The 26,643-nt window shown below is 72.1% G+C and carries 19 protein-coding genes; 11 read left to right on the forward strand and 8 right to left on the reverse strand.

The features are described 5' to 3' along the window. Positions 1 to 166: 166 nt before the first annotated feature. The 7 genes from ACFWPT_RS33085 to ACFWPT_RS33115 all read left to right on the forward strand — a co-directional run bounded on the left by ACFWPT_RS33085 (position 167) and on the right by ACFWPT_RS33115 (position 10,117). Entirely contained in the window at positions 167 to 907 is a 741-nt protein-coding gene (locus ACFWPT_RS33085) for a hypothetical protein (RefSeq protein ID WP_079135799.1), read from the forward strand. A 95-nt stretch (positions 908 to 1,002) separates the two neighbouring features. After that, a complete protein-coding gene (gene lysX / locus ACFWPT_RS33090) occupies positions 1,003 to 2,559 on the forward strand; it encodes a bifunctional lysylphosphatidylglycerol synthetase/lysine--tRNA ligase LysX (protein WP_079135798.1) in 1,557 nt (518 codons plus the stop codon). A gap of 262 nt (positions 2,560 to 2,821) precedes the next feature. Next, on the forward strand, positions 2,822 to 3,259 hold the full coding sequence (locus tag ACFWPT_RS33095) for a BlaI/MecI/CopY family transcriptional regulator (protein ID WP_380375889.1): 438 nt from the start codon (positions 2,822 to 2,824) through the stop codon (positions 3,257 to 3,259). A gap of 10 nt (positions 3,260 to 3,269) precedes the next feature. Further along, on the forward strand, positions 3,270 to 3,806 hold the full coding sequence (locus ACFWPT_RS33100; protein ID WP_350878402.1) for an amino-acid N-acetyltransferase: 537 nt from the start codon (positions 3,270 to 3,272) through the stop codon (positions 3,804 to 3,806). A 91-nt stretch (positions 3,807 to 3,897) separates the two neighbouring features. Continuing rightward, positions 3,898 to 4,248: an Lsr2 family protein gene (locus tag ACFWPT_RS33105; RefSeq protein ID WP_063348825.1), complete on the forward strand. Its 351-nt coding sequence runs from the start codon at positions 3,898 to 3,900 to the stop codon at positions 4,246 to 4,248. A 650-nt stretch (positions 4,249 to 4,898) separates the two neighbouring features. Then, positions 4,899 to 7,418 (forward strand): ATP-dependent Clp protease ATP-binding subunit, encoded by a 2,520-nt coding sequence (locus ACFWPT_RS33110; RefSeq protein ID WP_063348824.1) that lies wholly within the window; start codon positions 4,899 to 4,901, stop codon positions 7,416 to 7,418. A 341-nt stretch (positions 7,419 to 7,759) separates the two neighbouring features. Next, complete coding sequence (locus ACFWPT_RS33115; protein WP_380428620.1) at positions 7,760 to 10,117, forward strand: immune inhibitor A domain-containing protein; 2,358 nt, start codon at positions 7,760 to 7,762, stop codon at positions 10,115 to 10,117. Positions 10,118 to 10,216: 99 nt separating this feature from the next. On the opposite strand, the gene ACFWPT_RS33120 is transcribed toward ACFWPT_RS33115, so the two are convergent. After that, a complete protein-coding gene (locus ACFWPT_RS33120) occupies positions 10,217 to 11,410 on the reverse strand; it encodes a threonine aldolase family protein (RefSeq protein ID WP_380486289.1) in 1,194 nt (397 codons plus the stop codon). A gap of 373 nt (positions 11,411 to 11,783) precedes the next feature. Here ACFWPT_RS33120 and ACFWPT_RS33125 point away from each other — a divergent pair, with 373 nt between their 5' ends. Next, positions 11,784 to 12,710, forward strand: a complete 927-nt coding sequence (locus tag ACFWPT_RS33125) for a M23 family metallopeptidase (RefSeq protein WP_380486291.1) — start codon at positions 11,784 to 11,786, stop codon at positions 12,708 to 12,710. A gap of 68 nt (positions 12,711 to 12,778) precedes the next feature. Here the strand turns inward: ACFWPT_RS33125 and ACFWPT_RS33130 are convergent, their stop codons facing one another. Next, on the reverse strand, positions 12,779 to 13,414 hold the full coding sequence (locus tag ACFWPT_RS33130) for a TetR/AcrR family transcriptional regulator (protein WP_380338056.1): 636 nt from the start codon (positions 13,412 to 13,414) through the stop codon (positions 12,779 to 12,781). 219 nt (positions 13,415 to 13,633) lie between these two features. Between ACFWPT_RS33130 and ACFWPT_RS33135 the strand changes: the two genes are divergently transcribed. Next, the gene (locus ACFWPT_RS33135) at positions 13,634 to 15,235 is read left to right on the forward strand and encodes an MDR family MFS transporter (RefSeq protein WP_363617784.1); all 1,602 of its coding nucleotides are present in this window, start codon (positions 13,634 to 13,636) and stop codon (positions 15,233 to 15,235) included. A 71-nt stretch (positions 15,236 to 15,306) separates the two neighbouring features. Here the strand turns inward: ACFWPT_RS33135 and ACFWPT_RS33140 are convergent, their stop codons facing one another. Further along, positions 15,307 to 16,182 carry an A/G-specific adenine glycosylase gene (locus ACFWPT_RS33140; protein ID WP_380486307.1) on the reverse strand — a complete coding sequence of 292 codons (876 nt, stop codon included), beginning with the start codon at positions 16,180 to 16,182 and terminating at the stop codon, positions 15,307 to 15,309. 266 nt (positions 16,183 to 16,448) lie between these two features. Between ACFWPT_RS33140 and ACFWPT_RS33145 the strand changes: the two genes are divergently transcribed. After that, positions 16,449 to 17,330, forward strand: a complete 882-nt coding sequence (locus tag ACFWPT_RS33145) for a hypothetical protein (RefSeq protein WP_380375881.1) — start codon at positions 16,449 to 16,451, stop codon at positions 17,328 to 17,330. 196 nt (positions 17,331 to 17,526) lie between these two features. Here ACFWPT_RS33145 and disA read toward each other — a convergent pair whose 3' ends face one another. Together disA and radA are read right to left on the reverse strand one after the other, a co-directional pair. Continuing rightward, a complete protein-coding gene (gene disA / locus ACFWPT_RS33150) occupies positions 17,527 to 18,585 on the reverse strand; it encodes a DNA integrity scanning diadenylate cyclase DisA (protein ID WP_063351299.1) in 1,059 nt (352 codons plus the stop codon). A 201-nt stretch (positions 18,586 to 18,786) separates the two neighbouring features. After that, complete coding sequence (gene radA / locus ACFWPT_RS33155) at positions 18,787 to 20,298, reverse strand: DNA repair protein RadA (protein WP_380486293.1); 1,512 nt, start codon at positions 20,296 to 20,298, stop codon at positions 18,787 to 18,789. Between the two features lie 172 nt (positions 20,299 to 20,470). Here radA and ACFWPT_RS33160 point away from each other — a divergent pair, with 172 nt between their 5' ends. Continuing rightward, positions 20,471 to 22,339 carry a hypothetical protein gene (locus ACFWPT_RS33160; RefSeq protein WP_380486295.1) on the forward strand — a complete coding sequence of 623 codons (1,869 nt, stop codon included), beginning with the start codon at positions 20,471 to 20,473 and terminating at the stop codon, positions 22,337 to 22,339. Positions 22,340 to 22,384: 45 nt separating this feature from the next. On the opposite strand, the gene ACFWPT_RS33165 is transcribed toward ACFWPT_RS33160, so the two are convergent. From ACFWPT_RS33165 to ACFWPT_RS33175, 3 genes are all read right to left on the reverse strand, one after another. Then, positions 22,385 to 23,719, reverse strand: coding sequence for a DUF1254 domain-containing protein (locus ACFWPT_RS33165; RefSeq protein ID WP_380486297.1), 1,335 nt, complete (start codon positions 23,717 to 23,719; stop codon positions 22,385 to 22,387). 113 nt (positions 23,720 to 23,832) lie between these two features. After that, positions 23,833 to 25,182 (reverse strand): DUF1254 domain-containing protein, encoded by a 1,350-nt coding sequence (locus tag ACFWPT_RS33170; RefSeq protein ID WP_380486299.1) that lies wholly within the window; start codon positions 25,180 to 25,182, stop codon positions 23,833 to 23,835. Between the two features lie 321 nt (positions 25,183 to 25,503). Next, positions 25,504 to 26,553: a family 2 encapsulin nanocompartment cargo protein polyprenyl transferase gene (locus ACFWPT_RS33175; protein WP_063348813.1), complete on the reverse strand. Its 1,050-nt coding sequence runs from the start codon at positions 26,551 to 26,553 to the stop codon at positions 25,504 to 25,506. Positions 26,554 to 26,643 lie beyond the last annotated feature (90 nt).

The raw sequence follows: 26,643 nt of genomic DNA on the forward strand, positions 1-26,643 counted from the left end.
CCTGCCACTGTGCGCGCCTGTTTTTTTTTTTTTACCCCCCCGGGCCGGGGGGGGGGCCCCCGACGCGCGTCCTCCCCCACCCCCGCGGCCGATTCCGCCGGGCCGAACGTGGGGCGTCGGCGCGACGCTACCGACAAATCGGATATTCCTCACGTAGTGTCAGCCCATGCCTACGCCACACGGATCGCGCGGCGGCATGGCCTTCAGCGCCGACGAAGTCCGCGTGCTGCGCCGCGCCCTCGCCCAAGCCCTGCACCCCGCCGTCCCCGTCCACCTCCAGCTCCCCGACCGTCCGGTGTTCGCCGGGCCGGGCGCCGAGCTGTGGGCGGAGGACGTCCAGGACGCGCTGCGTCTGACCGAGGCGATCGACGAGGCCGTCCAGGAGGGCGGCCGGCTGCGCGCCTTCCTGCTCGCCGACCTCGGGCGCTACCGGGCAGCCCTGCCCGGCAGTGCCCCCGGCTACCTGGAACGCCTGGAGGAGGCCGTGACCGACGGCTACCTGCCCGGCCCGGAGGACCTCACCGCGCTGCGCGGGCTGACCCGCCAGCCGTGCGGCCACGGCGAACGCGCCCGCCGCTCCCGGCTGGCCGGCCGCTGCCACGCGCTGGCCGAGGCCGCCGTCCGCGAACGGCTCGCCCTCACCACCGGGCAGCACCGCCACCTCGTCGTCGTACCGAGCCCCGCCGCACCCCCGAGCAGTCTCCCCACCCCTGTTGGAGGACGGATCACGATGAGCAGCACCGACTCCCCCGCCGAGCGGCCCACCGCCCCCCAGAACCCGCCCCGCCCGCACCGGATGCCCACCCCGGCCGAACTCTTCGGGCGCCGCCCCAAGCCCCCCGCCCACCCCGCGCCCCCGGCCGCCCCGGATCCCGACGAGATCGAACTCGCCACCGGCACCGGCTGAGCCGCCCGCGCCCGAGGAGGGGGACCGCCGACGCGGTCCCCCTCTTGTCGTTATCCCGTGGCGGAGCACGGTGTGTGGCTGGCTACCCTTGTGGGGTGAGCGATCAGAGCCCCATCCCCGCGACCGACGACCTTCCCGAGCAGATGCGCGTCCGGCGCGAGAAGCTGGACCGGCTCCGGGCGGCCGGTGTCGACCCCTACCCGGTCGGCTTCCCCCGCACCAGCACCATCGCGGACCTGCGCGCCAAGCACCCCGACCTGGAGCCCGACACCGCGACCGGTGAGCGGGCCGGCGTCACCGGCCGGGTGATCCTCTCCCGCACCGGCGGCAAGCTCTGCTTCGCCACGCTGCGCGACGGCACCGGCGACCTCCAGGTGATGTTCTCCCTGGACAAGCTGGGAGCGGAGCGGCTGGCGGCCTGGAAGACGGACATCGACCTGGGCGACCAGGTCGGCGTCGAGGGCGAGGTGATCACCTCCAAGCGCGGCGAGCTGTCCGTGATGGTGGACCGCTGGGAGCTCACCGCCAAGTGCCTGCGCCCGCTGCCGGACAAGCACAAGGGCCTGACCGACCCGGAGGCCCGGGTCCGCCAGCGGTACGTCGACCTGATCGTCAACCCCGAGGCCCGCGAGATCCTGCACCTGCGCAGCAAGGTGGTCCGCTCGATCCGCCGCACCTACGAGGACCGCGGCTACATCGAGGTCGAGACCCCGATGCTGCAGCCGGTGCACGGCGGCGCCAACGCCCGCCCGTTCAAGACGCACATCAACGCGTACGACATCGACCTCTACATGCGCATCGCCCCCGAGCTGTACCTCAAGCGGCTGGTGGTCGGCGGCGCCGAGAAGGTCTTCGAGATCAACCGCAACTTCCGCAACGAGGGCGCGGACTCCACCCACAACCCGGAGTTCACCTCGCTGGAGTCGTACGAGGCGTACGGCGACTACGACACCCAGGCCGAGCTGATCCGCGAGACGATCGTCAACGCGGCCCGGGACGCGCTGGGCACCACGGTGATCAAGGGCCTGGACGCGCACGGCGTGGAGCACGAGATCGACCTGGCCGAGCCGTGGGAGGAGGTCTCCGTCTACCCGGGCATCTCCGCCCGCCTGGGCGTCGAGGTCACCCCGGAGACCGGCGTCGAGGAGCTGCGCAAGCTGGCCTTCGACCACGGCATCCCGTTCGACAAGGACTGGGGCCACGGTCAGATCGTGCTGGAGATGGTCGAGCGCCTGCTGGAGGAGAACGCCGTCCGGCCGACCTTCATCAAGGACTACCCGACCGAGGTCTCCCCGCTGACCCGCCAGCACCGCTCGGTGCCGGGCGTGGCCGAGAAGTGGGACCTGGTGATCTTCGGTACCGAGATCGGCACCGCCTACTCCGAGCTGGTCGACCCGGTCGAGCAGCGCGCCCGCCTGACCGCGCAGTCCCTGCTGGCGGCCGGCGGCGACGTCGAGGCGATGCAGATCGACGAGGACTTCCTGCGGGCCCTGGAGTACGCGATGCCGCCGACCGGCGGCCTCGGCCTCGGGGTGGACCGCCTGATCATGCTGCTGACCGGCAAGAACATCCGGGAGACCGTGCTCTTCCCGCTGGTGAAGCCGGAGGCGAAGGCTTCCGCCGCGACGGCGGAGAAGACCGAGGAGGAGTGACTGATGGACTACGTCAGCGCGATCGTGCCGCCGCTGGTCATGGCGATCGGCTTCGGATTCCTGGTGCGGGCCATCATCCGCAGCCAGGGCGGAGCCCAGAAGGCCAAGGAAGACCTCGACTGACCCGCGAGCGAACCCGCGACTGACACCGTCAGCCGCCGAACCACCGACGCGCCGCCATTCCCGATTCCGGGGGTGGCGGCGCGCCGGTTTGGCGCACTTCACAAGATTTGCCCCATTCACTCCCTATCCTGGCCGCACTATGGTCCGGCAACTCGGTGAACTTGAGAACGCCATCATGACCCGGGTGTGGCGGTGGAACCGACCGGTGACGGTTCGCGAGGTTCTCCTGGATCTGCAGTCGGAACGCGAAATCGCGTACACCACGGTGATGACCGTCCTGGACAAGCTCCACAGAAAGGGCTGGCTGCGCCGCGAGCGGGTCGGCCGGGCCTATCGATATGAACCGGTCTCGTCCCGCGAGGCGTACACCGCGGCGCTGATGAACGACGCGTGGGCCACCAGTGACAATCCGGCCGCGGCCCTGGTGCACTTCTTCGGCCTGATGTCGCCCGGCCAGCGCGAGGCACTGCGGGACGCCTTGCGGGTCGCCGCTCTGTTCCCGTCGGATCCGGCCCCCGCCGAATCCGCGGAGCCGGGACCGGATACCGGGGAGACCCCGCCGGGCGCGACACGATAACGTCCCGGCCATGGAGGTCACCATCCGCCGTGCGCGGACCACGGACGTGCGGACCGTACGCGGGCTCATCGACGCCTACTCACGCGACGGCATTCTGCTCGACAAGCCCACAGTCACACTGTTCGAATCCGTCCAGGAGTTCTGGGTCGCCGAACGCGACGACACCGGTGCGGTGGTGGCCTGCGGCGCCCTGCACGTGATGTGGGAGGACCTGGCCGAAGTCCGCACGCTCGCCGTCGATCCGTCCTGCCGGGGCTTCGGGGTCGGACATCTGCTGCTGGAGAAGCTGCTGCAGACCGCACGCTGGCTCGGCGTCCGTCGGATTTTCTGCTTGACGTTCGAGGTTCCGTTCTTCGCGAAACACGGTTTCGTCGAGATCGGTGAGCTTCAGGAAACCGATGATGGTACGACAGACCCGGCGGCGATCGCTACGGATGTCTATGAAGAACTTCTCCGCTCGTACGATGAAGGTGTCGCGGAGTTCCTTGACCTGGAGCGGGTGAAGCCCAACACACTGGGCAACTCGCGCATGCTGCTGCACCTCTGAGCGGCTCCGCGCCGGTCAAGGGTTTGTGTTTTCCGGAGAAAGGCGCTTTCCTTTCCTTAGGCAATGGGTCGTTTAGCGGAAAGGGAAGCCCGTGGCACAGAGGGTGCAGGTCATTCTTGAAGACGATCTCGACGGTGGTTCGGCGGACGAGACGGTGACGTTCGCGCTCGACGGCGTTGCCTACGAGATCGACCTGAAGAGCGCCAACGCGGACAAGCTGCGCGGTCTGCTGGCGCCGTACGTGGAGAAGGGCCGCAAGCAGAGCGGCCGGCTCGCCGGCCCGCGGCGCCCGGGTCGCGGCACCGCGCCGCGCCCCTCCGGCAGCGCGCCGGACACCGCGAAGATCCGCGCGTGGGCCAAGGAGCAGGGCATGGAGGTCAACGACCGCGGCCGGGTGCCGAGCACCGTCCGCGAGGCCTACGACAAGGCCAACGCGTCCTGACCCCGGCGCCGCCGGAACGCCGGAGCGGATGCGGGGCCCCGGCGGCCGCACACGGCGCCGACGACACACGCGCGGGGCGCGGAGGACTCTCCTCCGCGCCCCGCGGCGCGCACCCCGGGGGCCGCAGCAGCACCGGTACCGGGGGGCGTCCGGGGCGCGGGCTCGGGCGGCGGAACAATCACGAGCTGTGCAACGCTGTAAGGGCGAAGCGGTAACGCCGGCACCACCGGGCGGCGTACCTGCCGCACCGGCCGTGCCGAACCGCCGTCGCCGCGACGCGACTTCTCGCCAGGCGAACACCGCCACCGCGGAAACTGCGCGAGAAGCGCCCCGATACCGGGTATGAATGCAGGTGGACGGGTTCTCGGACCCGTCCAGGGGCAGCATGCGTGACCGGCCGGAGACGGCCCGGCTCCGCCCCGGCGGTTCTTGTTCGCCGATGGCGTAGCGGTATCCGGTGCATCCGGGCCACCTGTGGGAACACCGTTTCCCAGCATCAGGTTGGGATTGGTGTCGGATGGTCGCGCAGCATCTCGCTCCCGTACCGGGGAGTGAATCCGTGGGCCGCGCCGCTGAGCGGGACTAGCATGCGGAAGGACAGGGCGGGGACCGACCCCGAACTGCCCGACCGCTCTGAGGAGCGATAAACGATGTTCGAGAGGTTCACCGACCGCGCGCGGCGGGTTGTCGTCCTGGCTCAGGAAGAAGCCCGGATGCTCAACCACAACTACATCGGCACCGAGCACATCCTCCTGGGTCTGATCCACGAGGGCGAGGGCGTCGCCGCCAAGGCCCTGGAGAGCCTCGGGATTTCCCTTGAGGCCGTGCGCCAGCAGGTCGAGGAGATCATCGGCCAGGGGCAGCAGGCCCCGTCCGGCCACATCCCCTTCACCCCGCGGGCGAAGAAGGTCCTGGAGCTGTCGCTCCGGGAGGCGCTGCAGCTCGGCCACAACTACATCGGCACCGAGCACATCCTGCTCGGTCTGATCCGCGAGGGCGAGGGCGTCGCCGCCCAGGTCCTGGTCAAGCTGGGCGCCGACCTCAACCGGGTGCGCCAGCAGGTCATCCAGCTGCTCTCCGGCTACCAGACCGGCGGCGGCAAGGAGTCGGCCACGGCCGGCGGGCCCGCCGAGGGCACCCCGTCGACCTCGCTGGTCCTGGACCAGTTCGGCCGCAACCTCACCCAGGCCGCCCGCGAGGCCAAGCTCGACCCGGTCATCGGGCGCGAGAAGGAGATCGAGCGGGTCATGCAGGTGCTGTCCCGCCGCACCAAGAACAACCCGGTCCTGATCGGCGAGCCCGGCGTGGGCAAGACCGCCGTGGTCGAGGGCCTGGCGCAGGCGATCGTCAAGGGCGAGGTCCCGGAGACGCTCAAGGACAAGCAGCTCTACACGCTGGACCTGGGCGCCCTGGTGGCCGGCTCGCGCTACCGCGGTGACTTCGAGGAGCGCCTGAAGAAGGTGCTCAAGGAGATCCGCACCCGCGGCGACATCATCCTGTTCATCGACGAGCTGCACACCCTGGTCGGCGCGGGCGCCGCCGAGGGCGCCATCGACGCCGCCAGCATCCTCAAGCCGATGCTGGCCCGCGGCGAGCTGCAGACCATCGGTGCCACCACCCTGGACGAGTACCGCAAGCACCTGGAGAAGGACGCCGCGCTGGAGCGCCGCTTCCAGCCGATCCAGGTCGCCGAGCCGTCGCTGCCGCACACCATCGAGATCCTCAAGGGTCTGCGCGACCGCTACGAGGCCCACCACCGGGTCTCCATCACGGACTCCGCGCTGGTCGCCGCCGCCACCCTGGCCGACCGCTACATCTCGGACCGCTTCCTGCCGGACAAGGCGATCGACCTGATCGACGAGGCCGGCTCCCGAATGCGCATCCGCCGGATGACCGCGCCGCCGGACCTGCGCGAGTTCGACGAGAAGATCGCCGACGTGCGCCGCGAGAAGGAGAGCGCGATCGACGCGCAGGACTTCGAGAAGGCCGCGTCCCTGCGCGACGACGAGAAGCAGCTCCTCCAGGCCAAGGCCAAGCGCGAGAAGGAGTGGAAGGCCGGCGACATGGACGTCGTCGCGGAGGTCAACGAGGAGCTCATCGCCGAGGTCCTGGCCACCGCCACCGGCATCCCGGTCTTCAAGCTGACCGAGGAGGAGACCTCGCGGCTGCTGCGCATGGAGGACGAGCTGCACAAGCGCGTCATCGGCCAGAAGGACGCCATCAAGGCGCTCTCCCAGGCCATCCGGCGCACCCGTGCGGGCCTCAAGGACCCGAAGCGCCCCGGCGGCTCGTTCATCTTCGCCGGCCCGTCCGGCGTCGGTAAGACCGAGCTGTCCAAGACGCTCGCCGAGTTCCTCTTCGGCGACGAGGACGCGCTGATCGCGCTCGACATGTCCGAGTTCTCCGAGAAGCACACCGTCTCCCGGCTCTTCGGTTCGCCCCCCGGATACGTGGGCTACGAGGAGGGCGGCCAGCTGACCGAGAAGGTCCGCCGCAAGCCGTTCTCCGTCGTCCTCTTCGACGAGGTCGAGAAGGCCCACCCGGACATCTTCAACTCGCTGCTGCAGATCCTGGAGGACGGTCGCCTGACCGACTCCCAGGGCCGCGTGGTCGACTTCAAGAACACCGTCATCATCATGACGACCAACCTCGGCACCCGGGACATCTCCAAGGGCTTCAACCTGGGCTTCGCGGCCACGGGTGACTCCACGACCGGGTACGAGCGGATGAAGGCGAAGGTCGGCGAGGAGCTCAAGCAGCACTTCCGCCCCGAGTTCCTGAACCGCGTCGACGACATCGTGGTGTTCCACCAGCTGTCCGAGGAAGACATCATCCAGATCGTCGACCTGATGATCGACAAGGTGGACGGCCGCCTCAAGGACAAGGACATGGGCCTGGAGCTCAGCGTCGAGGCCAAGAAGCTGCTGGCCAAGCGCGGCTACGACCCGATCCTGGGTGCCCGGCCGCTGCGTCGCACCATCCAGCGCGAGATCGAGGACCACCTCTCCGAGAAGATCCTCTTCGGCGAGCTGCGGGCCGGCCACATCGTGGTCGTCGGTGTCGAGGGTGAGGGCAAGGAGGCCAAGTTCACCTTCCGCGGTGAGGAGAAGTCGGCCGTCGCGGACACCCCGGCCGAGGTCGCCTCGTCCGGTCCGGACCTGACGAAGTAGCAACATTTAACAGACAACTTCACAGCTACCGAGCCCCCGGCGTCCGCGCCGGGGGCTCGGTGCGTTCCGGTCGGCCGGACCGGGGGTGCCCGTGGGCGAGGGCGGATGGCCTCGCGGCGGGCTGGTGCGGGTGCGTCCGATTTCTCAGTAAGCTTTAACGGACATACGGTTGACATATGGTCAGCTGATGGGAAGTTGCGCAGGATAGCGCCGTGGCCATGTCATGGTCAAGGGCTATCTTTTTTGTCCACGCTTGTATCAAATGACGTCCACCTGTCTTTCATTTTGGTTTGCCGGGCTTTGGCCAAGAGCTGGCCCCGGTCGGGGAGGACGTCACAACTTTGAAGAACATCAGGAGATCCGCTGCGGCTGCCACGGCCGCAGCGGTCATAGTCGCGCTCGGCGCGGGCCTGTTCCCGGCCACCGCCGTCGCCGCGGGCTCGGCTCCCGCACCCAGGGACCCGGCCGACGCCGTCCAGTCCGCCAACATCGAGCACAACCTGCCGGGCCCGCTGACCGAGAAGGTCGAGGCCGAGCAGAAGGCCGCCACCGAGCAGCTGATCGCGGGCACCGCCCAGGTCGAGCAGCACAACGGCAGCAGCAGCATCAAGCTGGGCAAGGACAAGTACGTGGAGCTCGGTCGCGAGCGCACGGACAAGATCTTCACCATCCTCGTCGACTTCGGCGACCAGGTGGACAACACCACCAAGACCGCAGACGGCAAGGTCATGTACGGCGGTGAGGCCGGCCCGAAGCACAACGAGATCGAGAAGCCGGACCGCGCCAACGACAACTCGACCGCCTGGCAGGCCGACTACAACCAGCAGCACTTCCAGGAGCTGTACTTCTCCAAGGACAAGCCCTCGCTGAAGACCTTCTACGAGAAGCAGTCCTCGGGCCGCTACTCGGTCGACGGCGTGGTCTCGGACTGGGTGCGGGTGCCGTGGAACGAGGCCCGGTACGGCTCGGACTACTGCGGCTCCAACGTCTGCGACAGCGCCCAGGACCTGATCCGCGACGCCGTGGACATCTGGTACAAGGACCAGCTGGCCAAGGGGCAGACCAAGGAGCAGCTCAAGGCCACCCTGGCGTCGTACGACCAGTGGGACCGCTACGGTTCCCACAACGACGGGAACTTCAACCAGCCCGACGGGTACATCGACCACTTCCAGATCGTGCACGCCGGTGAGGACAAGTCGGCCGGCGGCGGCAAGCAGGGCAGCAAGGCCCTGTGGGCCCACCGCGCCTACGCCTACGGCAACCTGAACGGCCAGGCGGGCCCGGCCGACAACAAGCTCGGCGGCGTCCAGGTCGGCGACTCCGGCTTCTGGATCGGCGACTACACGATGCAGCCGGAGAACGGCGGCCTCGGCGTCTTCGCCCACGAGTACGGCCACGACCTCGGTCTGCCGGACCTCTACGACACCGCCGGCACCGGCATCGACAACTCGGTCGGCTTCTGGTCGCTGATGTCCTCCGGTTCCTGGCTCGGCGAGGGCAAGGGCGCCATCGGCGACATGCCGAACGACCTCGACGCCTGGAGCAAGCTCAAGCTCGGCTGGCTGAAGTTCGACAAGGCCAAGGCCGGCACCGAGTCGACCCACCACATCGGCCCGGTCGAGTACAACAGCAGCCTCCCGCAGGCCCTGGTCGTCGAGCTGCCGAAGAAGACCATCCCCACCGACATCAACAAGCCCGCTTCGGGCAAGAGCGAGTGGTGGAGCGGCAGCGCCGACAACTTGAACGTCACGCTCACCCGTGACATCGACCTGACCGGCAAGACCAAGGCCAGCCTGAACGCCAAGGCCTGGTACGAGCTGGAGGCGAACTTCGACTACGCCTTCGCCGAGGTCTCCACCGACGGCGGCACCAACTGGACCGCCCTGGACGGCACCTGGAACGGCAAGCCGATCACGAAGGACGCCGGCGGCCGCGCGGCCCTGACCGGCCTCACCGCCGCCTGGGGCGACGTGTCCTTCTCGCTGGACGCCTACGCCGGCAAGGCCGTCAAGGTCCGCTTCCACAACACCACCGACGGTGGCCTGCACTACCGCGGCTTCGCCGTCGACGACATCTCGGTGACCGCCGACGGTTCGACGATCTTCAGCGACGACGTCGAGAACGGTGACAACGGCTGGGTGGCCAAGGGCTTCACCCGCTTCGCCGGCAGCTACACCAAGGACTACGGGCAGTACTACATCGCGGAGAACCGCCAGTACGTCTCCTTCGACCAGACCCTGAAGACCGGCCCGTACAACTTCGGTTGGGGCAACAGCCGGCCGAAGTGGGTCGAGTACTACCCGTACCAGCCCGGTCTGCTGATCTGGTTCTGGGACGAGTCGCAGCCCAACAACAACGTCAGCGCCCACCCGGGCCACGGTCTGATCCTGCCGATCGACTCGCACCCGACCCCGCTCAAGTGGAGCGACGGCGCCCTGCTGCGTCCGCGCATGCAGGGTTACGACTCGACCTTCGGCTCGCGCAAGACCAGCCAGCTGACCCTGCACAAGAACGGCGTCGAGACGGTCGTCCCGAAGGCCAAGGGTGTCGACGAGTTCTCGGACCTGAAGTCGTGGTGGTCCAAGGACAACCCGTACAGCGGCGTGGACGTCCCGAAGACCGGTACCAGCATCGAGGTCGAGAACGAGTCCTCGAACTACCTGGAGACCTGGATCCGGGTCCGCCCGGTCGACAACTGATCGGTCGAGCAGTAGCGATCAGCCTGTGACCAGGCGGTTCTGACCCACCACGTCCGGCCCGTCCCCGCATCGCGCGGGGGCGGGCCGGACGCTTTCCGGTCAGGCCCCGCCGCGGCTCCCGCCGGCCCCGGCGCCCCGGGCCGGCAGCCGGTCCAGGAAGGCGGCGGCCGCCTCGGCGACGTCCGCCGGCGTCCAGTCGAGCGCGGACGCCGACACCGTGACCTCCGTCATCGCCAGGCCCGGCAGGTCCCGCTCGCGCCAGCCGCCGAACAGGGCGACCCCGGTCTCCTCGGCCAGCCCCAGCCCGGCCTCGTCCAACTCCCCGGCGGCGTACGGCAGCCAGAGCTGGAACTGGTGGGTGTGCGGCGGGGCCGGGTGCACCCGGGCGCCGGGGACCGCCGCGAAGGCCGCGTCCAGCGCCTCGGCGACCACCTTGGCGTGCGTCACGTACCGCTCCAGCAGCGGGAGTCGGGCATCCAGCCCGGCCAGCGCGGCGAGCGCCGCCGGCCACTGCTGGTAGAGCTGGCCGCCGTACCGGTGCCGCCAGGCCTTGGCGGTGCGGACGAAGCCCCGCGAACCGGCCAGCGCGGCGCCGCTGATGCCGCCGAGCGTCTTGTAGAAGGACACGTAGACCGAGTCGGCCAGCGCGACGATCTCCGGCAGCGGGTGCCCGAGGTGGAACACCGACTCCCAGATCCGGGCACCGTCCAGGTGCAGGGCCGCGCCGCACTCCTCCCGGACGACCCCGGCCAGCGCCGCCAGCTCCGCCCAGTCGGGCAGCACGAAGCCCGCCTCGCGCAGCGGCAGCTCCAGGCTGAGCGCGGCGTACGGCTCGTCGAAGGAGCGCAGCTCCGCGACGGTGGGCTGGCGCGGGGCCATGGTCGGCCAGACGCTGCGCAGGCCGGTCAGCACGCCTAGCGCGTGCCGCTCGTGCTGGTCGGTGTGGGCCAGCGGGTGGGTCGCGACGGTGCGCAGCCCGGCCGCCTCGGCGTGGATCCGCAGGGCGACCTGCTGGGCCATGGTGCCGGTGGGGAAGAAGGCCGCGTCCTCGGTGCCGAGCAGGTCGGCGACCGTGCGTTCCAGGGTGCGGACCACGCCGTCGCCGTACTGGTCCAGGCGGTGGTCCAGGTCGTGGCCGCCGCCCTCCCCCGCGAGGGCGGCGAGGCGTTCGCGCATGCTCTGCGGCCGGTCGCCGGACAGGATCCGCTCGCAGCCGCGCAGGGCGGCGAAGCGGCGGTCCGGCAGGCTCGGGCGGTCATTGCCGTCGAGGTCTTCGCTCCTGTTGCCATACATGCGTCGATGGTCCCCCAGCGGGCCCGCCAGGTCAGCGGGGCGGACGGCGGAAAGGGGTGTGCGGCCGACCCAAACCCTGGATGGGCGTGGCGCTGGTCACACCGGCCGGGCTCCCGCCGGGCGCGGTACGACCGGCGGTAGTAGCCCGGCCGCGGGCGCGGGCGGCCTGCCGCGGACCGGTGACAGACGATCGGATCTCATGATCATTACTCCGTCAGCTTGAATCTCCGGCGCAACGCCGACTACACGCCGTAGTACGTCACGCCGTTTGGGACTCCGCTCGGTGACCGTTACACCTGAGTGGTCCCCCGCTCAGCACGCGCCCGAACGGGCACTTCGTGCTGCCCTCGTCCACCGTGAGGTACGGCTACCGATGTCCTCTGTCCCGCCCGTGGGGCCGGTCCTGCGCCGGCTCGCCGCCCGTACGGCGGCCCAGGCGGCGGCCTGGCAGCCCCGGCTCGGCCATGCCGCCCGCACCCATGCCGCGCCGCTGCGCGCGCTCGCCGCGCCCCGGCACCCGCTGCCCGGCGGGCACCCGCAGGCCGAACGGGAGCGCGCGGTGGTCGCCGCCGGGGCGGCCGCGGTACTGCTCGCCGGCGCGCTGCTGGTGGCCGCGCCCGGCAGCGCCTCGGCGCAGACCGTCCGGCCCACCACGCCCGGCAGCTCGGCCTTCACCGCGCCGCAGGCCGCCGTGCCCAGCCCGGGGCTGGTCCAGGTGGCCGGGCCGAGCCCGTACCGGCTGCCGAACGACGGCGACTCGGCGCAGGAGTTCGTGGCGGTGGCCGCCAACCTGCTGCCGGTGGAGCCGCCCGTCGCCGGCGCGCCGGCCGAGGCCCCCGCGCCGGGGCCCGAGGCCGCGCCCGCACCGGAGCCGGCTCCGGCTCCGGCTCCGGAGTGGTCGGCCCCGGTGCCGGACGCGCCGACCAGCAATCCGTACGGGGCGGCCAACTCCGAGTACGCCGCCGGATACCACACCGGGGTGGACTTCGCGGTCGACCCGGGCACTCCGCTGCTGGCGGTCGGGAACGCGACCGTGGTGTCGGCCGGCTGGGACGGCTCGTACGGCAAGGAGGTCGTGCTGCGGCTGGCGGACGGGCACTACGCGCAGTACGCGCACCTGTCCTCGCTCGGGGTCGCGGCCGGGGACCAGGTGTCGGCCGGCGAGCAGATCGGGCGGTCCGGGAGCACCGGCAACTCGACCGGGCCCCATCTGCACTTCGAGATCCGCACCAGCAACCGCTACGGCGCGGTGGTGAACCCGATCGCGTTCCTCGCGGGGCACGGCGTCACCGACTTCTGAGTCCGGCCCCGGCTACCGGTCCGCCCGCCTGCCCGACTGCCCGACTGCCCGACTGCCTGCCCGTCCGCTCAGGAGTGGGCGGGGGCCGGGTGGCCGATCCGGCCGCCGATCTCCAGCGCGACCTCCCGGGCCGCCCCGATCGCGTCCTCCAGGGTGGCCGCCGGCGGCCAGGGCTCGCCCCACACGTTGTCGCCGTGGTCGCAGTCCGCGGTGTCCTGCTTGAGCAGGAACATCGCCGAGTGGACGGTGAACAGCGACATCGTGGCGCGCAGCCGCTCCCGGAAGTCGGCGTCCGGCCCGTGCACCAGCTGGATCATCGTGATCATGCGGTCCTTGAACGCCAGCCCGGCCGCGGACTCGCGCAGCGCGGGCTGGTTCTCGTGGAAGAAGCGCAGCAGCGGCGCCCGCTCGGCCATCCCGTCCGCGAAGCGGCGGATCAGCTCGTCGCGCATCTCCGGGCTCCAGGACTGCTGCCGGCCCCACGCGATGGTCTCGTCGATCGGCGCGGCCATCCGCTCCACGATGCCCAGGACGATGTCGTCCTTGGTCTTGAAGTGGTAGTAGAGCGCGGCCTTGGTGACGCCGAGGCGGTCGGCGATCTCGCGCAGCGAGGTCTGCTCGTAGCCCTGCTCGGAGAAGAGCTCCAGGGACACCTCGATGATGCGGGACCGCGTGTCGCTGCGGGGGCTGTGCGGAGTGCCCATGGCCTGCCTCATGAGTGCGTCGGTGACTGCTGCGGACCCCGGTGGCGTCCGCCCCGGGCCTATTCTCCCTGCCCAGGCAGCCGGGCGGGAAACTGGCTTGACGACCGGCTAGTAAACAACTTACCGTGCCGACGGTCCACAAACTAGCCGGGCGTCAAGTAAGTGAATCACTGCGCGGCCTCCGCCCGTCCGAAACACCCCTCCGGGAGACACCACCTCATGTCACAGTCCAAGACCACCGGCCCGGTACCGGAGGAGAAGTCAGCCGAGGAGGAGCAGCCGCGGTCACCCCGCGAGATCCGCCTCGTCATGGTCGGCCTGGTCGTCACCATGCTGCTGGCCATGCTCGACAACCTGATCGTCGGCACCGCGATGCCGACCATCGTCGGCGACCTCGGCGGCGCCGAGCACCGGTCCTGGGTGGTCACCGCCTACACCCTGACCACCGCCGCCTCCACCCCGATCTGGGGCAAGCTCGGCGACATGTACGGCCGCAAGGGCAGCTTCCTCACCTCGATCGTGATCTTCCTGGTGGGCTCGGCACTGTCCGGTCTGTCGCAGAACATGACCGAGCTGATCGGCTTCCGCGCCGTACAGGGCCTGGGTGCCGGCGGTCTGATGGTCGGCGTCATGTCGATCATGGGCGCACTCGTCCCGCCGCGCGACCGCGGCAAGTACCAGGGCATGTTCGCCGCGGTGATGGCCCTCGCCACCGTCGGCGGCCCGCTGGTCGGCGGCTTCATCACCGACCACCTGAGCTGGCACTGGACCTTCTACATCAACCTGCCGCTCGGCGTGGTCGCGCTCGCCGTGGTCATCGTCACCCTGAAGCTGCCGAAGGTCCGCAACACGGCCCGGATCGACTACCTGGGCGCGATATTGCTCACCACCGGCATCACCTCGCTGGTGCTGATGACCACCTGGGGCGGCCAGCAGTACGCCTGGGGCTCCAATGAGATCCTCGGCCTGATCGCGCTCTCCGTCGCCTCGCTGATCGGCTTCTGCTACGTGGAGCAGCGTGTCGAGGAGCCGATGCTGCCGCTGGCCCTGTTCAAGAACCTGAACTTCACCCTGGTCTCGATCATCGGCTTCATCGTCGGCTTCGTGATGTTCGGCTCGACCTTCTTCCTGCCGTTCTACCAGCAGATCGTCCAGGGTGCCTCGGCGACCAACTCCGGTCTGCTGCTGATGCCGTTGATGTTCGGCATGCTGGTGGTCTCGCTGGTGGTCGGCCAGGCCGTCACCAGGACCGGGAAGTACCGGATCTACCCGATCATCGGCACCATCGTGATGACCGGTGGCATGATCCTGCTCTCCACCATGGGCGTCGGGACCAGCAGCTTCACCTCGGCCTGCTGGATGGTCGTGCTCGGCGCCGGCATGGGCTTCCTGATGCAGATCACCATGCTGGTCGCCCAGAACAGCGTCGAGCTCAAGGACATGGGCGTGGCCAGCTCCACCGCCACCCTGTTCCGCACCATCGGCGGCTCCTTCGGTGTCGCGCTGTTCGGCGCGCTGTTCAACAACCGGGTGAAGGACACCATGACCGCGCGGCTGGGCGAGCAGGCCTCGGCCGGCGGCGGGGCCAAGGACCCGGGCGAGATGAGCCCGGCCGAACTGCGCAAGCTGCCGGAGCACGTCCAGGACGCCTTCCACCACGCGGTGTCCAACGGCACTCACACCGTCTTCCTGTGGGGCGCCGGGTTGGCCGTGGTCGCGATCGCCGCCGCGGTGTTCATGCGCGAGGTGCCGCTGCGCGGTACCGGCACGGGCAAGGCGGACAAGTCCGCCGAGGCCTCGCTGGAGGCGGCGGCCGTCTGACCGCCCTCCCGCCGACACGACGGCGCCCCCGGAGGAATCCTCCGGGGGCGCCGTCCCGCGTTCGTGGCCGACTACTGGGGAAGCCGGTAGACGCCCTGCTCGACGGGCTCCACCAGGCCGTCCGCGACCAGTCCGTCCAGCGCCCGGGCCCGCTGCACCGCGTCCGGCCAGACCGCGTCCAGCCGGGCCTGCGGCACCGAGCCGTGCGACTCCCGCAGCACCGCGAGCAGCTTGCCGCGCACCTGCCGGTCCGTCCCCTCGTAGGTCTGGCCGCGCCGGGCCGGGCCCTCGTACGGCGGGCGGCCGGCCCGCTGCCAGGCACAGTGGGCGAACAGCGGGCAGCCCCCGCACTCCGGGCCGCGCGCGGTGCAGACCAGCGCGCCCAGCTCCATCACGCCGACCGCCCAGGTGGCCGCGGTCTCGGCGTCGTCGGGCAGCAGCGCCGTCGCCGTGCGGCGCTCGGCGGCCGTGGTGGCCTGGGCCGGGTACTCGACGCCGGACACCGCACGGGCGAACACCCGGCGGACGTTGGTGTCCAGCACCACGTGCCGCTGACGGAAGGCGAAGGAGGCGACCGCGGCGGCCGTGTACTCCCCGACCCCGGGCAGTGAGAGCAGGGTGGCGTGGTCGTCCGGCACCTCGCCGCCGTGCTCCTCGGTGATCGCCACCGCGGCCCCGTGCAGCCGCAGCGCGCGGCGCGGGTAGCCGAGCCGGCCCCACATCCGGACCGCCTCGCCGGGCGCATCGGCCGCGAGGTCCGCCGGGGTGGGCCAGCGGGTCAGCCACGCCTCCCAGGCGGGCAGCACCCGCTTCACCGGAGTCTGCTGGAGCATGAACTCGCTCACCATGATCGCCCAGGGCGTCGCCTCGGGCGTCCGCCAGGGGAGGTCGCGCTTGTCGGCCTCGTACCAGTCGAGGACGGTCGCGTGCAGCAGCGGCAGCGGCATCGGCGGCCGGACGGCGTCCGGCGCGGCGCCTGCCGGGGGGACGGGGGCGGGGGTGACGGTGATGGCAGCCATGGCCCTTCGATCCTCCCATGTCGACGGGCGCGACCGAAGCGGAGAAAAGCGCTCCGGATACCCCCGTGGATCTCCCGGAAACTTACCGCTTCCGAGCTCCCTCGAACGGCGCAAATGGCGGATCATGTGAAGGAAGGGGCGACTGTGCGGTGTTGGTGCGTCAAGCGGCACACACAGTCTCGTAGAGTTTGGGCGTGCCCTCTCTGCGTCAACCCGTGGGACCGCTGCCGGCCTCGATCTACTGGCGTCGGCGCGTCGTCGTGCTCGTCGCCGTCGCGGCGGTCGCCGCCCTGATCGCCTGGCTGATGATCGATCAGGACAGGGGCGGTGACGGCGGCTCATCGAGCAAGGCCGCACAGGCCGTTCCGTCCCAGAGCCAGACCCCCGCCCAGTCCATCACGCCCGGCGCGTCCCCGAGCGGCCCTGCGGCGCGCCCCGGCGGCGGCAGCGGCGGCAACGCGAGCGGCGGCCCGGTGGCCGGCTCCGGCGGCGGCGAGGTCAGCCTCAGCACCGGCGGCACCGGCGGCGGTGCCAACCCGGCTCCTGCCACCGGCGGGAGCACGGGTGGCGGTGCGGCGGCGGGCGGCGGTGCAGCCGGCGGTTCCGGCGGCACGGGCGGCACGGGCGGGGGCGCCCCGGTGGTGAACACGCCCGAGGTTATGGCGCTTCCGGTCTGCGCCTCCTCGCAGGTCACCCTGGAGCTGGCCAGCGCGCAGAACTCGTACCAGCCCAAGGACAAGCCGCGGCTCTCGCTCACCGTGAAGAACGCCTCCGGCGCCAACTGCCGGGTGGACCTGGGCCGGGCGGCCTCCGCGATCACCGTGACCGCCAGCAACGGCGACCGGGTCTGGTCCTCCGGCGACTGCCCGTCCGACCGCGGCAGCAGCTGGGTGCAGATCCCGGCCAACAACGGCCTGACCGAGACGTTCACCTGGGACCGCAGCCGCAGCAAGCCGCAGTGCGCCACCGCCGACCCGGCGCCCCCCGCGGCGGGCACCTACCTGGTGGTCGCCGACCTCACCGGGCTCTCCGGCGGCCAGGTCTCGGCGCGCTCCTCGATCCGCCTGGACAGCTGAACCCCCCTCAACTCGACTCGAAGCCCCCGGCCGCGGCCGGGGGCTTCGGCGCCTCACGGGCCGGTCGGGGGGTGCCGGTCGGGGTGGCTCGGCGAGGGGGGACTCGGCGGGGGGACTCGGCGGGGTGCGCGACGGCCCCCGGGGCGTTCCCCGGGGGCCGCGCGCGGCGGTGCGTCAGGTCGGACGTGGCGCCTGGTCAGACGTAGCGCTCCAGGATGGACGATTCGGCCAGCCGGGACAGGCCCTCGCGGACCGAGCGGGCCCGGGTCTCACCGACGCCCTCGACCGTCTGCAGGTCGTCGATGCTGGCGGCGAGCAGCTTCTGCAAGCCGCCGAAGTGCTCGACCAGGCGCTCTATCACCGTGTTGGGCAGGCGCGGGATCTTCGCCAGCAGCCGGTAGCCGCGCGGTGAGACCGCGGAGTCCAGCGACTCCGGGGAGCCCGAGTAGCCGAGCGCCTTGGCGACCGTCTGAAGGTCCAGCAGCTCGGCGTGGGTGAGCGCCTCCAGGTCGGCCAGCACCTCGTTGACCGTCCGGCCCTTCTTGGCGGCCCGCTCCGGGAAGTAGTCCCGGGCGACCAGTTCGCGCTCCGGCTCCACGCCCGCGATCAGCTCGTCCAGCTGGAGCGAGAGCAGCCGGCCGTCGATACCGAGTTCCAGCACGTAGCCGGCGATCTCGGTGGCGATCAGGCGGACCATCTCCAGCCGCTGGGCGACGGCGGTGACGTCCCGGACCGTCACCAGGTCCTCGATCTCCAGCGCCGACAGCGTGCCGGCCACCTCGTCCAGGCGCAACTTGTAGCGCTCCAGGGTGGCCAGCGCCTGGTTGGCGCGGGACAGGACGGTGGTGGAGTCCTCCAGCACCCGGCGGGTGCCGTTGACGTACATCGCGATCAGCCGCATCGAGTGCGAGACCGCCACCACCGGGAAGCCGGTCTGCCGGTTGACCCGCTCCGCGGTGCGGTGACGGGTGCCGGTCTCGTCGGTGGGGATGGTGGAGTCCGGCATCAGGTGCACGCCGGCCCGGACGATCTTGGTGATGTCCTTGTCCAGCACCACCGCGCCGTCCAGCTTGCACAGCTCGCGCAGCCGGGTCGCGGTGAACTCGACGTCCAGGACGAAGCCGCCGGTGCAGATCGACTCGACCGTCTTGTCGAAACCGAGCACGATCAGGCCGCCGGTGTTGGCCCGGAGCACCCGCTCCAGGCCGTCGCGCAGCCCCGTGCCGGGTGCGATGGCACTGAGGGAGGCCCGCAGCAGGGCCTCCTCACGGGAGGCCTTGTCCGCCCCCCGGTCGCTGGCTGCCACGTGACTCCTCCGGTCGACCCCGTGCCGCGCGCCTCGCGCCGTGCGCCGGTCCGCGGTCTGTTGCTCTGTCGCTCAGTACCGCTCGGTACTGCCTTCTGGCCAATGAGACTGGGGAAAGTCTAACTGCGTGCGGCATCGACAGGGCTTGGGTCAGCGCAGTTCGTCGGAGTCGACCGGCTCCCAGCCCTCCATCAGCTCCTCCGGGTGCGCGACGACCCGGGCCGTGCGCGGGGCCGGCGGCGCCGACGGCGCCTCAGCACGCGCCTCGGCGCGCGGCTTGGCGGCGGCCCGGCGGCGGCCCGGGATGGCCCGCAGCGCCTCGCCGATGTCGGCCACCTCGACCACCTTCATGCCCGGCGGCACCTTGCCCGGATCCGGCGGGACGAGGGCGTGCGTGAAGCCCAGCCGGTGCGCCTCGGCGAGCCGCCGCTGCACCCCCGTCACCCGCCGTACCTCGCCCGCCAGGCCGACCTCGCCGATCGCCACCAGGTTGCTGGGCAGCGGGGTGTCCGAGGAGGAGCTCGCCACCGCGAGCGCGATCGCGAGGTCGGCGGACGGCTCGCTCAGCTTCACCCCGCCCACCGTCGCGGTGTAGATGTCCTGCTTGCCGAGCTTCACCCCGCCGTGCCGCTCCACCACGGCCAGGATCATCGCGATCCGGGGCGACTCCAGGCCCGAGGTGGTGCGCCGCGGGGACGGGATCTGCGAATCCACCATCAGCGCCTGCACCTCCGCCACCAGCGGGCGCTTGCCCTCCAGGGTGACGGTGAGGCAGGTGCCCGGGACGGGCTTGTCACGCCTGGTCAGGAAGAGGCCGGACGGATCGGCCAGGCCGACGATGCCCTCGTCGTGCAGCTCGAAGCAGCCCACCTCGTCGGTGGCGCCGTAGCGGTTCTTGATCCCGCGGATGAGCCGCAGCCGGGCGTGCCGGTCCCCCTCGAAACTGAGCACCACGTCCACCAGGTGCTCCAGCAGGCGCGGGCCGGCGATCTGGCCGTCCTTGGTGACGTGGCCGACCAGCAGCGTCGCCATGCCGCGCTCCTTGGACACCCGGATCAGCGCGCCCGCCACCTCGCGGACCTGGGCCGGACCGCCGGGGGCGCCGTCCAGCTCGGCGGAGGCGATGGTCTGCACCGAGTCCAGGATCAGCAGACCGGGGTTGACCGCGTCGATGTGCCCGAGCACCGCGCCGAGGTCGGACTCGGCGGCGAGGTAGAGGTGCTCGGAGAGCGCGTTGATCCGGTCGGCGCGCAGCCGGACCTGACCGGCCGACTCCTCGCCGGTGACGTAGAGCGTGCGGTGCCGGTCGGTGGCGGCCTTGGCCGCGACGTCCAGCAGCAGGGTGGACTTGCCGACGCCGGGCTCGCCGGCCAGCAGGACGACCGCGCCGGGGACCAGCCCGCCCCCGAGTACCCTGTCCAGCTCCGGCACGCCCGTCGAGCGGGCCGTCGCGACCTGGCCGTCCACCTGGCCGATCGGACGGGCCGGCGAGCTGACCGGGCCCGCGGCCGTCGTCCGGATCGGCACCGCGCCGTACTCCTCGACCGTGCCCCAGGCGTTGCACTCCGGGCAGCGGCCGACCCACTTGGGCAGCTGGTTGCCGCACTCGGTGCAGCGGTACGCCGGGCGCGGCTTGGCGGTGGTCTTGGTACGGGCAGCCATGCGGCCCACCGTAGCGCCTGGGTCCGACAACGCCCTGCTCCGCCGGAACCGGGCCCGAACTCCACCGGAACCGGGCCCAAACCCACACAGATGGGCGATGTTGTTACCCGAAAGAAGTACATACACGGCGAATGGCCGAGGTACGCCGCCCGCCGTCTCTACCGTCGGACGGGTGACAACGCGTACTGAAGGACCGCCGGCCGCCGTGCTGGCGGCGTACGACCGGCAGGTGGACGGCCTGTTCACCTACTGTCTCTCGGTGCTGTGCGAGCACGACGCGGCCACCGGCGCCCTGCGCGAGGCCCGCGAGCTGGCACGGCGGCACGGCGCCCGACTGACCGAGCCCGGGCTGGTCCGGGCCTGGCTGTTCTCACTGGCCCGGTACTGCTGCCTGCGGCGGCTCGCGGACGGCGCCGGGCGGGACGCCACGGCGGAGCCGACCGAGGCCGAGGCGGCCCGGCGGCGGCGCGAGCTGGCCTCGCTCGCCTGGCCGGAGGCGGCCGGCACCGACCCGGAGCAGCGCGAGGCGCTGGAGCTGTCCGTCCGGCACCGGCTGACCCCGCACGAGGTGGCGGCGGTGCTGGGCCTGCCGTTCGAGCGGACCCGCGCGCTGCTCGCCTCCGCCGAGGCGGAGGTGGCCCGGACCAGGGCGGCGCTGCTGGTGCTCGGGGTGGGCAGCTGCCCGGAGCTGGACCGGCTCGGCGGGGCCGGGGCGGAGTCCTGGCGGGACTGGGTGCTCGGCCCGGCGCTGCGCCGGGAGCTGGTGCAGCACGTGGTGGACTGCCCGACCTGCCGGGGGACGGCGGAGCGGGTGGCCGGCGAGGTGCCGGAGGGCGCGGCGGGGCTGTCCGGGCTGCCGTTGCTGGTGGCGCCCGCCCCGGCCCCGGCGCCAGCCCCGACGCCCTCGGGCGAGGGAGGCGAGGGAGCGGCGTACCTGCCGTCGGCGGCCGGTGCGGTGCGGCGGGCGGGGGCGGTGCCGGCGGCCGAGTCGGGGCTGCGGTTCGACCAGGGCGGCTTCCCCCGGCACCGGGCGCCGGACGCGGGCCGGGCACTGGCGGTGCGTCGGCGGGTGGTGACCACCGGGGTGCTCGCGGCCGTCCTGGCGGCGCCGGTGGTCGCCCTGTGGGCTGGGCACCGGAGCAGCGGGGAGGGGACGGCGGCCGCGGTGTCCACGGTGCGGGTGGAGGAGGCCGGGCGGACGGGCGGGCAGCAGCCGTCGAAGCCGTGGCCGGCGGCGGGCACGGGGCTGCCGGGGGTGCCGGGGATGGAGTTGGCGGGTGCGGGGGCGGGGGGTGCAGAAACGTTGCCCCTCGGCTTTCCACGGCTGACCCTCCAGGGCCCGGCGGTCCCGGTACCGGCCCACGGGGCGACCCCGATCGGCAGTCCGACCCTGGTCGCCGCCCCCGCCCCCGCCGTCGGCCAGGCACCCGCGCCCGGGGGCGGCCCGGGCGGCGCCGAACCGGCCCCGGCCGGGCTGCTCACCGTCGAGGCCGCCGAGTACGGCAGCCGGACCGTCCTCACCCTCACCGACTCCGGCACCACCGAGATCCATTGGCACGCCGTGACGGACGCCGGCTGGCTGCGGCTCAGCCGCGACTCCGGCACCCTCGCACCGGGCCAGCGGATCACCGTGACCGTCACCGTGGACGAGGACCTCGCGCCCACGGCGCACTGGACCGCCCGGATCGCGCTGCCGCCCTCGCAGGCGGTGGTCACCCTGGAGGGCGGACCGCACAACCGGGGCGGCTCGGCCTCCTCCCCCGCCGCTCCGGGGACGTCGGCGTCGGCGTCGGCGCCAGCGTCGGCGTCGGCCACGACGGACCCGCAGCCGAGCAGTTCCCCGCAGCCGTCGGTGACGGCCACGGCGGCTCCGTCCCCGTCGGGGTCGCCGTCGTCCTCCGCTCCCTCGCCGTCGCCGTCCTCCTCGGCGTCGTCCTCGCCTTCGCCTTCGTCGTCGGCATCGGCATCGGCGTCCGCGCACCCGTCCTCGCCACCGCCCTCGGGCACCCCGACGGGCACCGCGACCCCGGCTCCGCACTGAGCGTCCGGTGTCCCCCTCGACGTCCGCGCCCGGTGGCGACGGCGGTCAGCTCCGGTCGATCGGCGGCACCCGGTAACTGCCGTCCAGCACGGCCGGCTTCGGCTGGTAGAGCCGGATGATCGGCCGGAACTCGCCGACCGGGGCGGGCAGCCAGTTGGCCGCCTCCACCTCGTCCTCGGGCTGCTCGTGCTGGAGCGTCAGGGTGAGCGAGCCGTCCGCGCCGTACACCAGGCCCGGGGTGCGGTCGCCGATCGTGTAGCGCTCGATCGGGTTGTCCACCAGGTAGTAGTCCGGCAGCGCGTACATCGTGACGGACCAGAACGCCTCGGCGGGCGGCGGCTGGTCGAACCGCAGCGTGTAGCGGTGCGCACCGCTGAGCGGGCGGCCGCCGGAGTCGTCGTAGGTCATCGCGAACGAGGCCTCGTAGGCGTGGTTGCCCCAGAGGCCGGCCCGGGCGGCGGCGGCCCGGCTGAGGTAGCCGGCGCGGCGGTCGGGGATGCGCCACTCGGGGTCGTCGAGGGTGCCGGGGCCCAGGTGGTCGATGTTGTAGTCGAACAGGTGGAGCGCCGAGCGCCACTCGCCGGGCGGGTGGTCCTCGGGCGGGCGGGTGGCGTCCTCGACCCGTTCGCGGCCGGCGGCCAGGCCCTTGGCCAGCGAGAGGGTCCAGTCCGCGGCGGCCGCGCGGTACGGCGAGGTGCCCTCGTCGAGCAGGCCGAGCGGGGCGAAGCGCTGCTGGTACTCGACGTCCGGACCGGCCGGCGGGAAGGCCTGCATCCAGACCCTAAGCCGTTCGAAGAAGGCCAGCCGCTCGGGCACCTCCGGATGGGGCTCGGGCAGTCCGGCGACCAGCCCGCCGGGCTCCAGCGGCTCCAGGGTGAGGGCCTTCTGGAGGGCCTTGACCCGGCGGAGGTCGTCCGGCCCGGTGCAGGCGAAGCGGCCGACGATGGTCGCCACCGTGGTCGGCGCCTCGATCACCCGGGCCGGGTCGGACGGGGTGCCGTGCCAGCCGGGCGGGACGATCAGCCAGGTCTGCTCGCCGGTGCCGGTGGCACGGCTGCCGACGTAGGCGACGTTGTCCGTCCACGCGCCGACGACCTGCAGCACGTAGTAGGCGCCCGCGGTGTCCGGGACGCGCAGCACCTGCGGGCCCTCGGAGAGGTCGAGCTGGGCGATCGAGTAGAGGGTGTCGTTGTTGACCGAGACGAAGTGGTCCTTGGGCCCGGCCAGCCGGGTGGCGTGGCTGAAGTGGTTGAACGACGCCGCCGGCAGGGTGCCCAGGCCGCCCCGGGAGAAGCGCTCGACCATGGTGAGGTCGGCGACGATCGGGTAGCCGTAGACGTAGGCGTCGGCGGCCAGGGCCTCCAGCTCGGGGTGGTTCATCGGGGTGTCCTTCGTCCGGTCGGCGCGGTCTCTGCGGTGCGGATCTCTGCGGTGCCGATTTCTGCGGTGCGGGTCAGCTCGGGCCAGCTCGGGCCAGCTCGGGTCAGCTCGGGTCAGCTCGGGTCGAGCGGCGGGAGGTGCCAGCGGCCGTCGAGGACGGACCGGTCCGGGCCGTGGAGCCGGACGACGACCGTGAACGGGCCGTCCGGGGCGGGCAGCCAGTTGGCGGAGTGCTGGGCGTCGGCGGGCCGCTTGTGCCGGAGGTGGAGGGTGAGCCCGCCGTCCGGGTCGCGGACCAGGCCGGGGGTGCGGTCGCCGATCGCGTAGCGGTCCAGGGTGTTGTCGACCAGCAGGCGGTCCGGGAGCGCGTACATGGTGGCGGACCAGAAGTACCGGGCCGGCGGCAGGTCGTCCGGGCCGAAGCGGACGGCGTAGTCGCGGTCGCTGGCGTTCGGCGGCCGGTTGCCCTCGCTGTCCGCCGCCCAACCGCCGTACCAGGCTTCCTCGGTGGGCAGCCCGTAGCGGCCGAGCCTGGCGCCGAGGGCCTGGCGGAGGAAGTCCCCGCCGATCCGCTCACGGGTGCCGAAGAGTGCGGCCGGCGTGGTGGGTTCGGATTCGGCGGCGGCGCGCTCCAGCCGTGCGCGGCCGTCCGCGATACCGCGCTCGATCTCGGCCCGGACCTCGATCGGCAGCGTGGCGGGCTCGAACTCGCCGCGCCCGTCGACGCCGAGGTCGGTGAGGCGGCCGCGCAGGTCGAGCTCGGCGGGCGGCAGCTCGACGGGCCCGCGGAGCGGGAAGAAGCCGAGCAGGAAGTCGAGGAAGCTGAGGAACTCGACGGTGTCCAGCACCTCCTCGCGCCAGACCGGCCAGACCGGCTCCGGCGCGGGGGCGGGCGCCGGGGTGCCGGCGTACTCGTGCAGCGGGCGCAGCCGGTACTGCTGCTGGACGGTCTTCAGTTCGGCGATGTCCGCGGGGGTGTCGCCGGTGAGGTGGGTGCGCCCGAGGATGCCGACCAGGCGGGTGGCGGTGCGGAGCACGCCCCGGATGCCGGGCGGGGGCTCGCCCTGCCAGTCGGGGCCGGCCACCAGGTAGTCGCCGGCCTCCTGGCCGGTGCTCCGGGCGCCGACGAACCCGGCGTACACGGTGTCGAGTTCGTGCAGCGGGAGGACGTAGTAGCGGTCCGCGGCCGGGACGGACACCACCCACGGTTCGGCGCGCAGGTCGAGCCAGGCCCAGGAGTGCGGGGTGTCGTTGTCGGGGGAGGCGACGTCGGTGTCGGCCGGGGTGAACGGCTGCGAGCGGTGGCGGAAGACGCCGAAGCCGCCGACGTACCCCGGATCCGCGTCGTCCAGTGCCTGCGCGTACAGGGTGCGGTAGTTCTGCAGGATCGGGTACGCACGGATCCAGGCCTCGGCGGCGGTCGCGCGGATCGTGGCCGGGTCCACGAGTGCCGGGTTGGCCATGCTCGTCGCTCTCCCCAGTGCACGGAAGGCCGGCGGCGCAGGCGCGCACCGGAATTCGGGACATACGAGTACATAGGGGATGCTATGCGGGGTGGGGCGGGTCAGCATGTCGGGTGGCCCGATGCTTCCCGGGCTCCCGTCGGCCACCGGCTACCAGCTACCAGCTACCAGCTACCAGCTACCAGCTACCGGCGCTGACACGGGTACGGGTGTGGGTGCGGGCGCCGGGCCCGGAGTGGGAAGTCGGACCGGCCGACTTCCCACTCCCGACGAGTCCGGTCAGCCGAGTCCGGTCGGACCAGCCCGGTCGGACGAGCCCGGTCAGTGGCTGCGGCGGGTGACCAGTTCGGCCAGCACCAGCAGTTCGTCGGCCGCCGACGGCTCCGGGACGGCCGTGGCCAGCTGCGCCATCGCCGCCGCCATCCGCTCGCAGGACTCGCCCTGCGCCCAGCCGCGGCCGCCGGCGCCTTCGACGGACGCCGCGCACTGCGCCAACTCCTCAGGGCTGAGCTGGCGTTCGAGGGCGTACAGCCCGGCGAGCCGGGCCCCCTCGGGGGTGCCGGAGCCCAGCGCCGCGACCACCGGCAGCGACTTCTTCCGGGCGACCAGGTCCGCGCCCACCGGCTTGCCGGTCACCGCCGGATCGCCCCAGATGCCGATCAGGTCGTCGATCAGCTGGAACGCCAGGCCGATCTCCCGGCCGAAGCCGTCCATCGCCTGCGCGGCCTCCTCCGACCCGCCGCCGTACAGGGCGCCCATCGCGCAGGCGGCGCCGAGCAGGGCGCCGGTCTTGGCCTCCGCCATCGCCAGGCACTCGGCGAGCGAGACGTCGCTGCGCTGCTCGAAGGCGCAGTCGATCTGCTGGCCCTCGCACAGCTCGACCACGCAGTCGGTGAGCCGGCGGACCGAGCTCCGGGCGGCCGGGTGGGCGTCCTCGGCGAGCAGGCGCAGCGCCAGCGAGTGCATGGCGTCCCCGGCCAGGATGGCCTCGGTGGTGCCGAACACCCGCCAGGCGGTGGGCCGGTGGCGGCGCGTCTCGTCCCGGTCGATGACGTCGTCGTGGAGCAGCGTGAAGTTGTGCACCAGCTCGACGGCGGCGGCCGCGGCGGTGGCCTCGGCGGTCGTGCCGCCGAGTGCCTGGGTGGCGGCGAGGACCATGGCGGGCCGGATCGCCTTGCCGGAGGGGGCGTCGGCGGGCGAGCCGTCCGCCTCCCACCAGCCGAAGTGGTAGCCGGCGACCTTGCGCATCGCGCCCGGCAGTGAGTCGACGGCGGCCCGCAGGACCGGGTCGACCAGGTTGCGGGCCCGGGCGAGGACGTCCGCCGCCTCGTTCCCCTCTTTGTGGTCCCGCTCCAGTGTGGAGCTCGTCATGGGTTTCTCCCCCTGTCGGCCTGCGGTGAGGCGGCCTGGTGTGAGGTGCCGGTCGTGGGTCGGCCGACCCGGTCGGTGGCCGGGTCGGCC

Source organism: Kitasatospora sp. NPDC058478, assembly GCF_042720345.1.
Taxonomy (GTDB): domain Bacteria; phylum Actinomycetota; class Actinomycetes; order Streptomycetales; family Streptomycetaceae; genus Kitasatospora.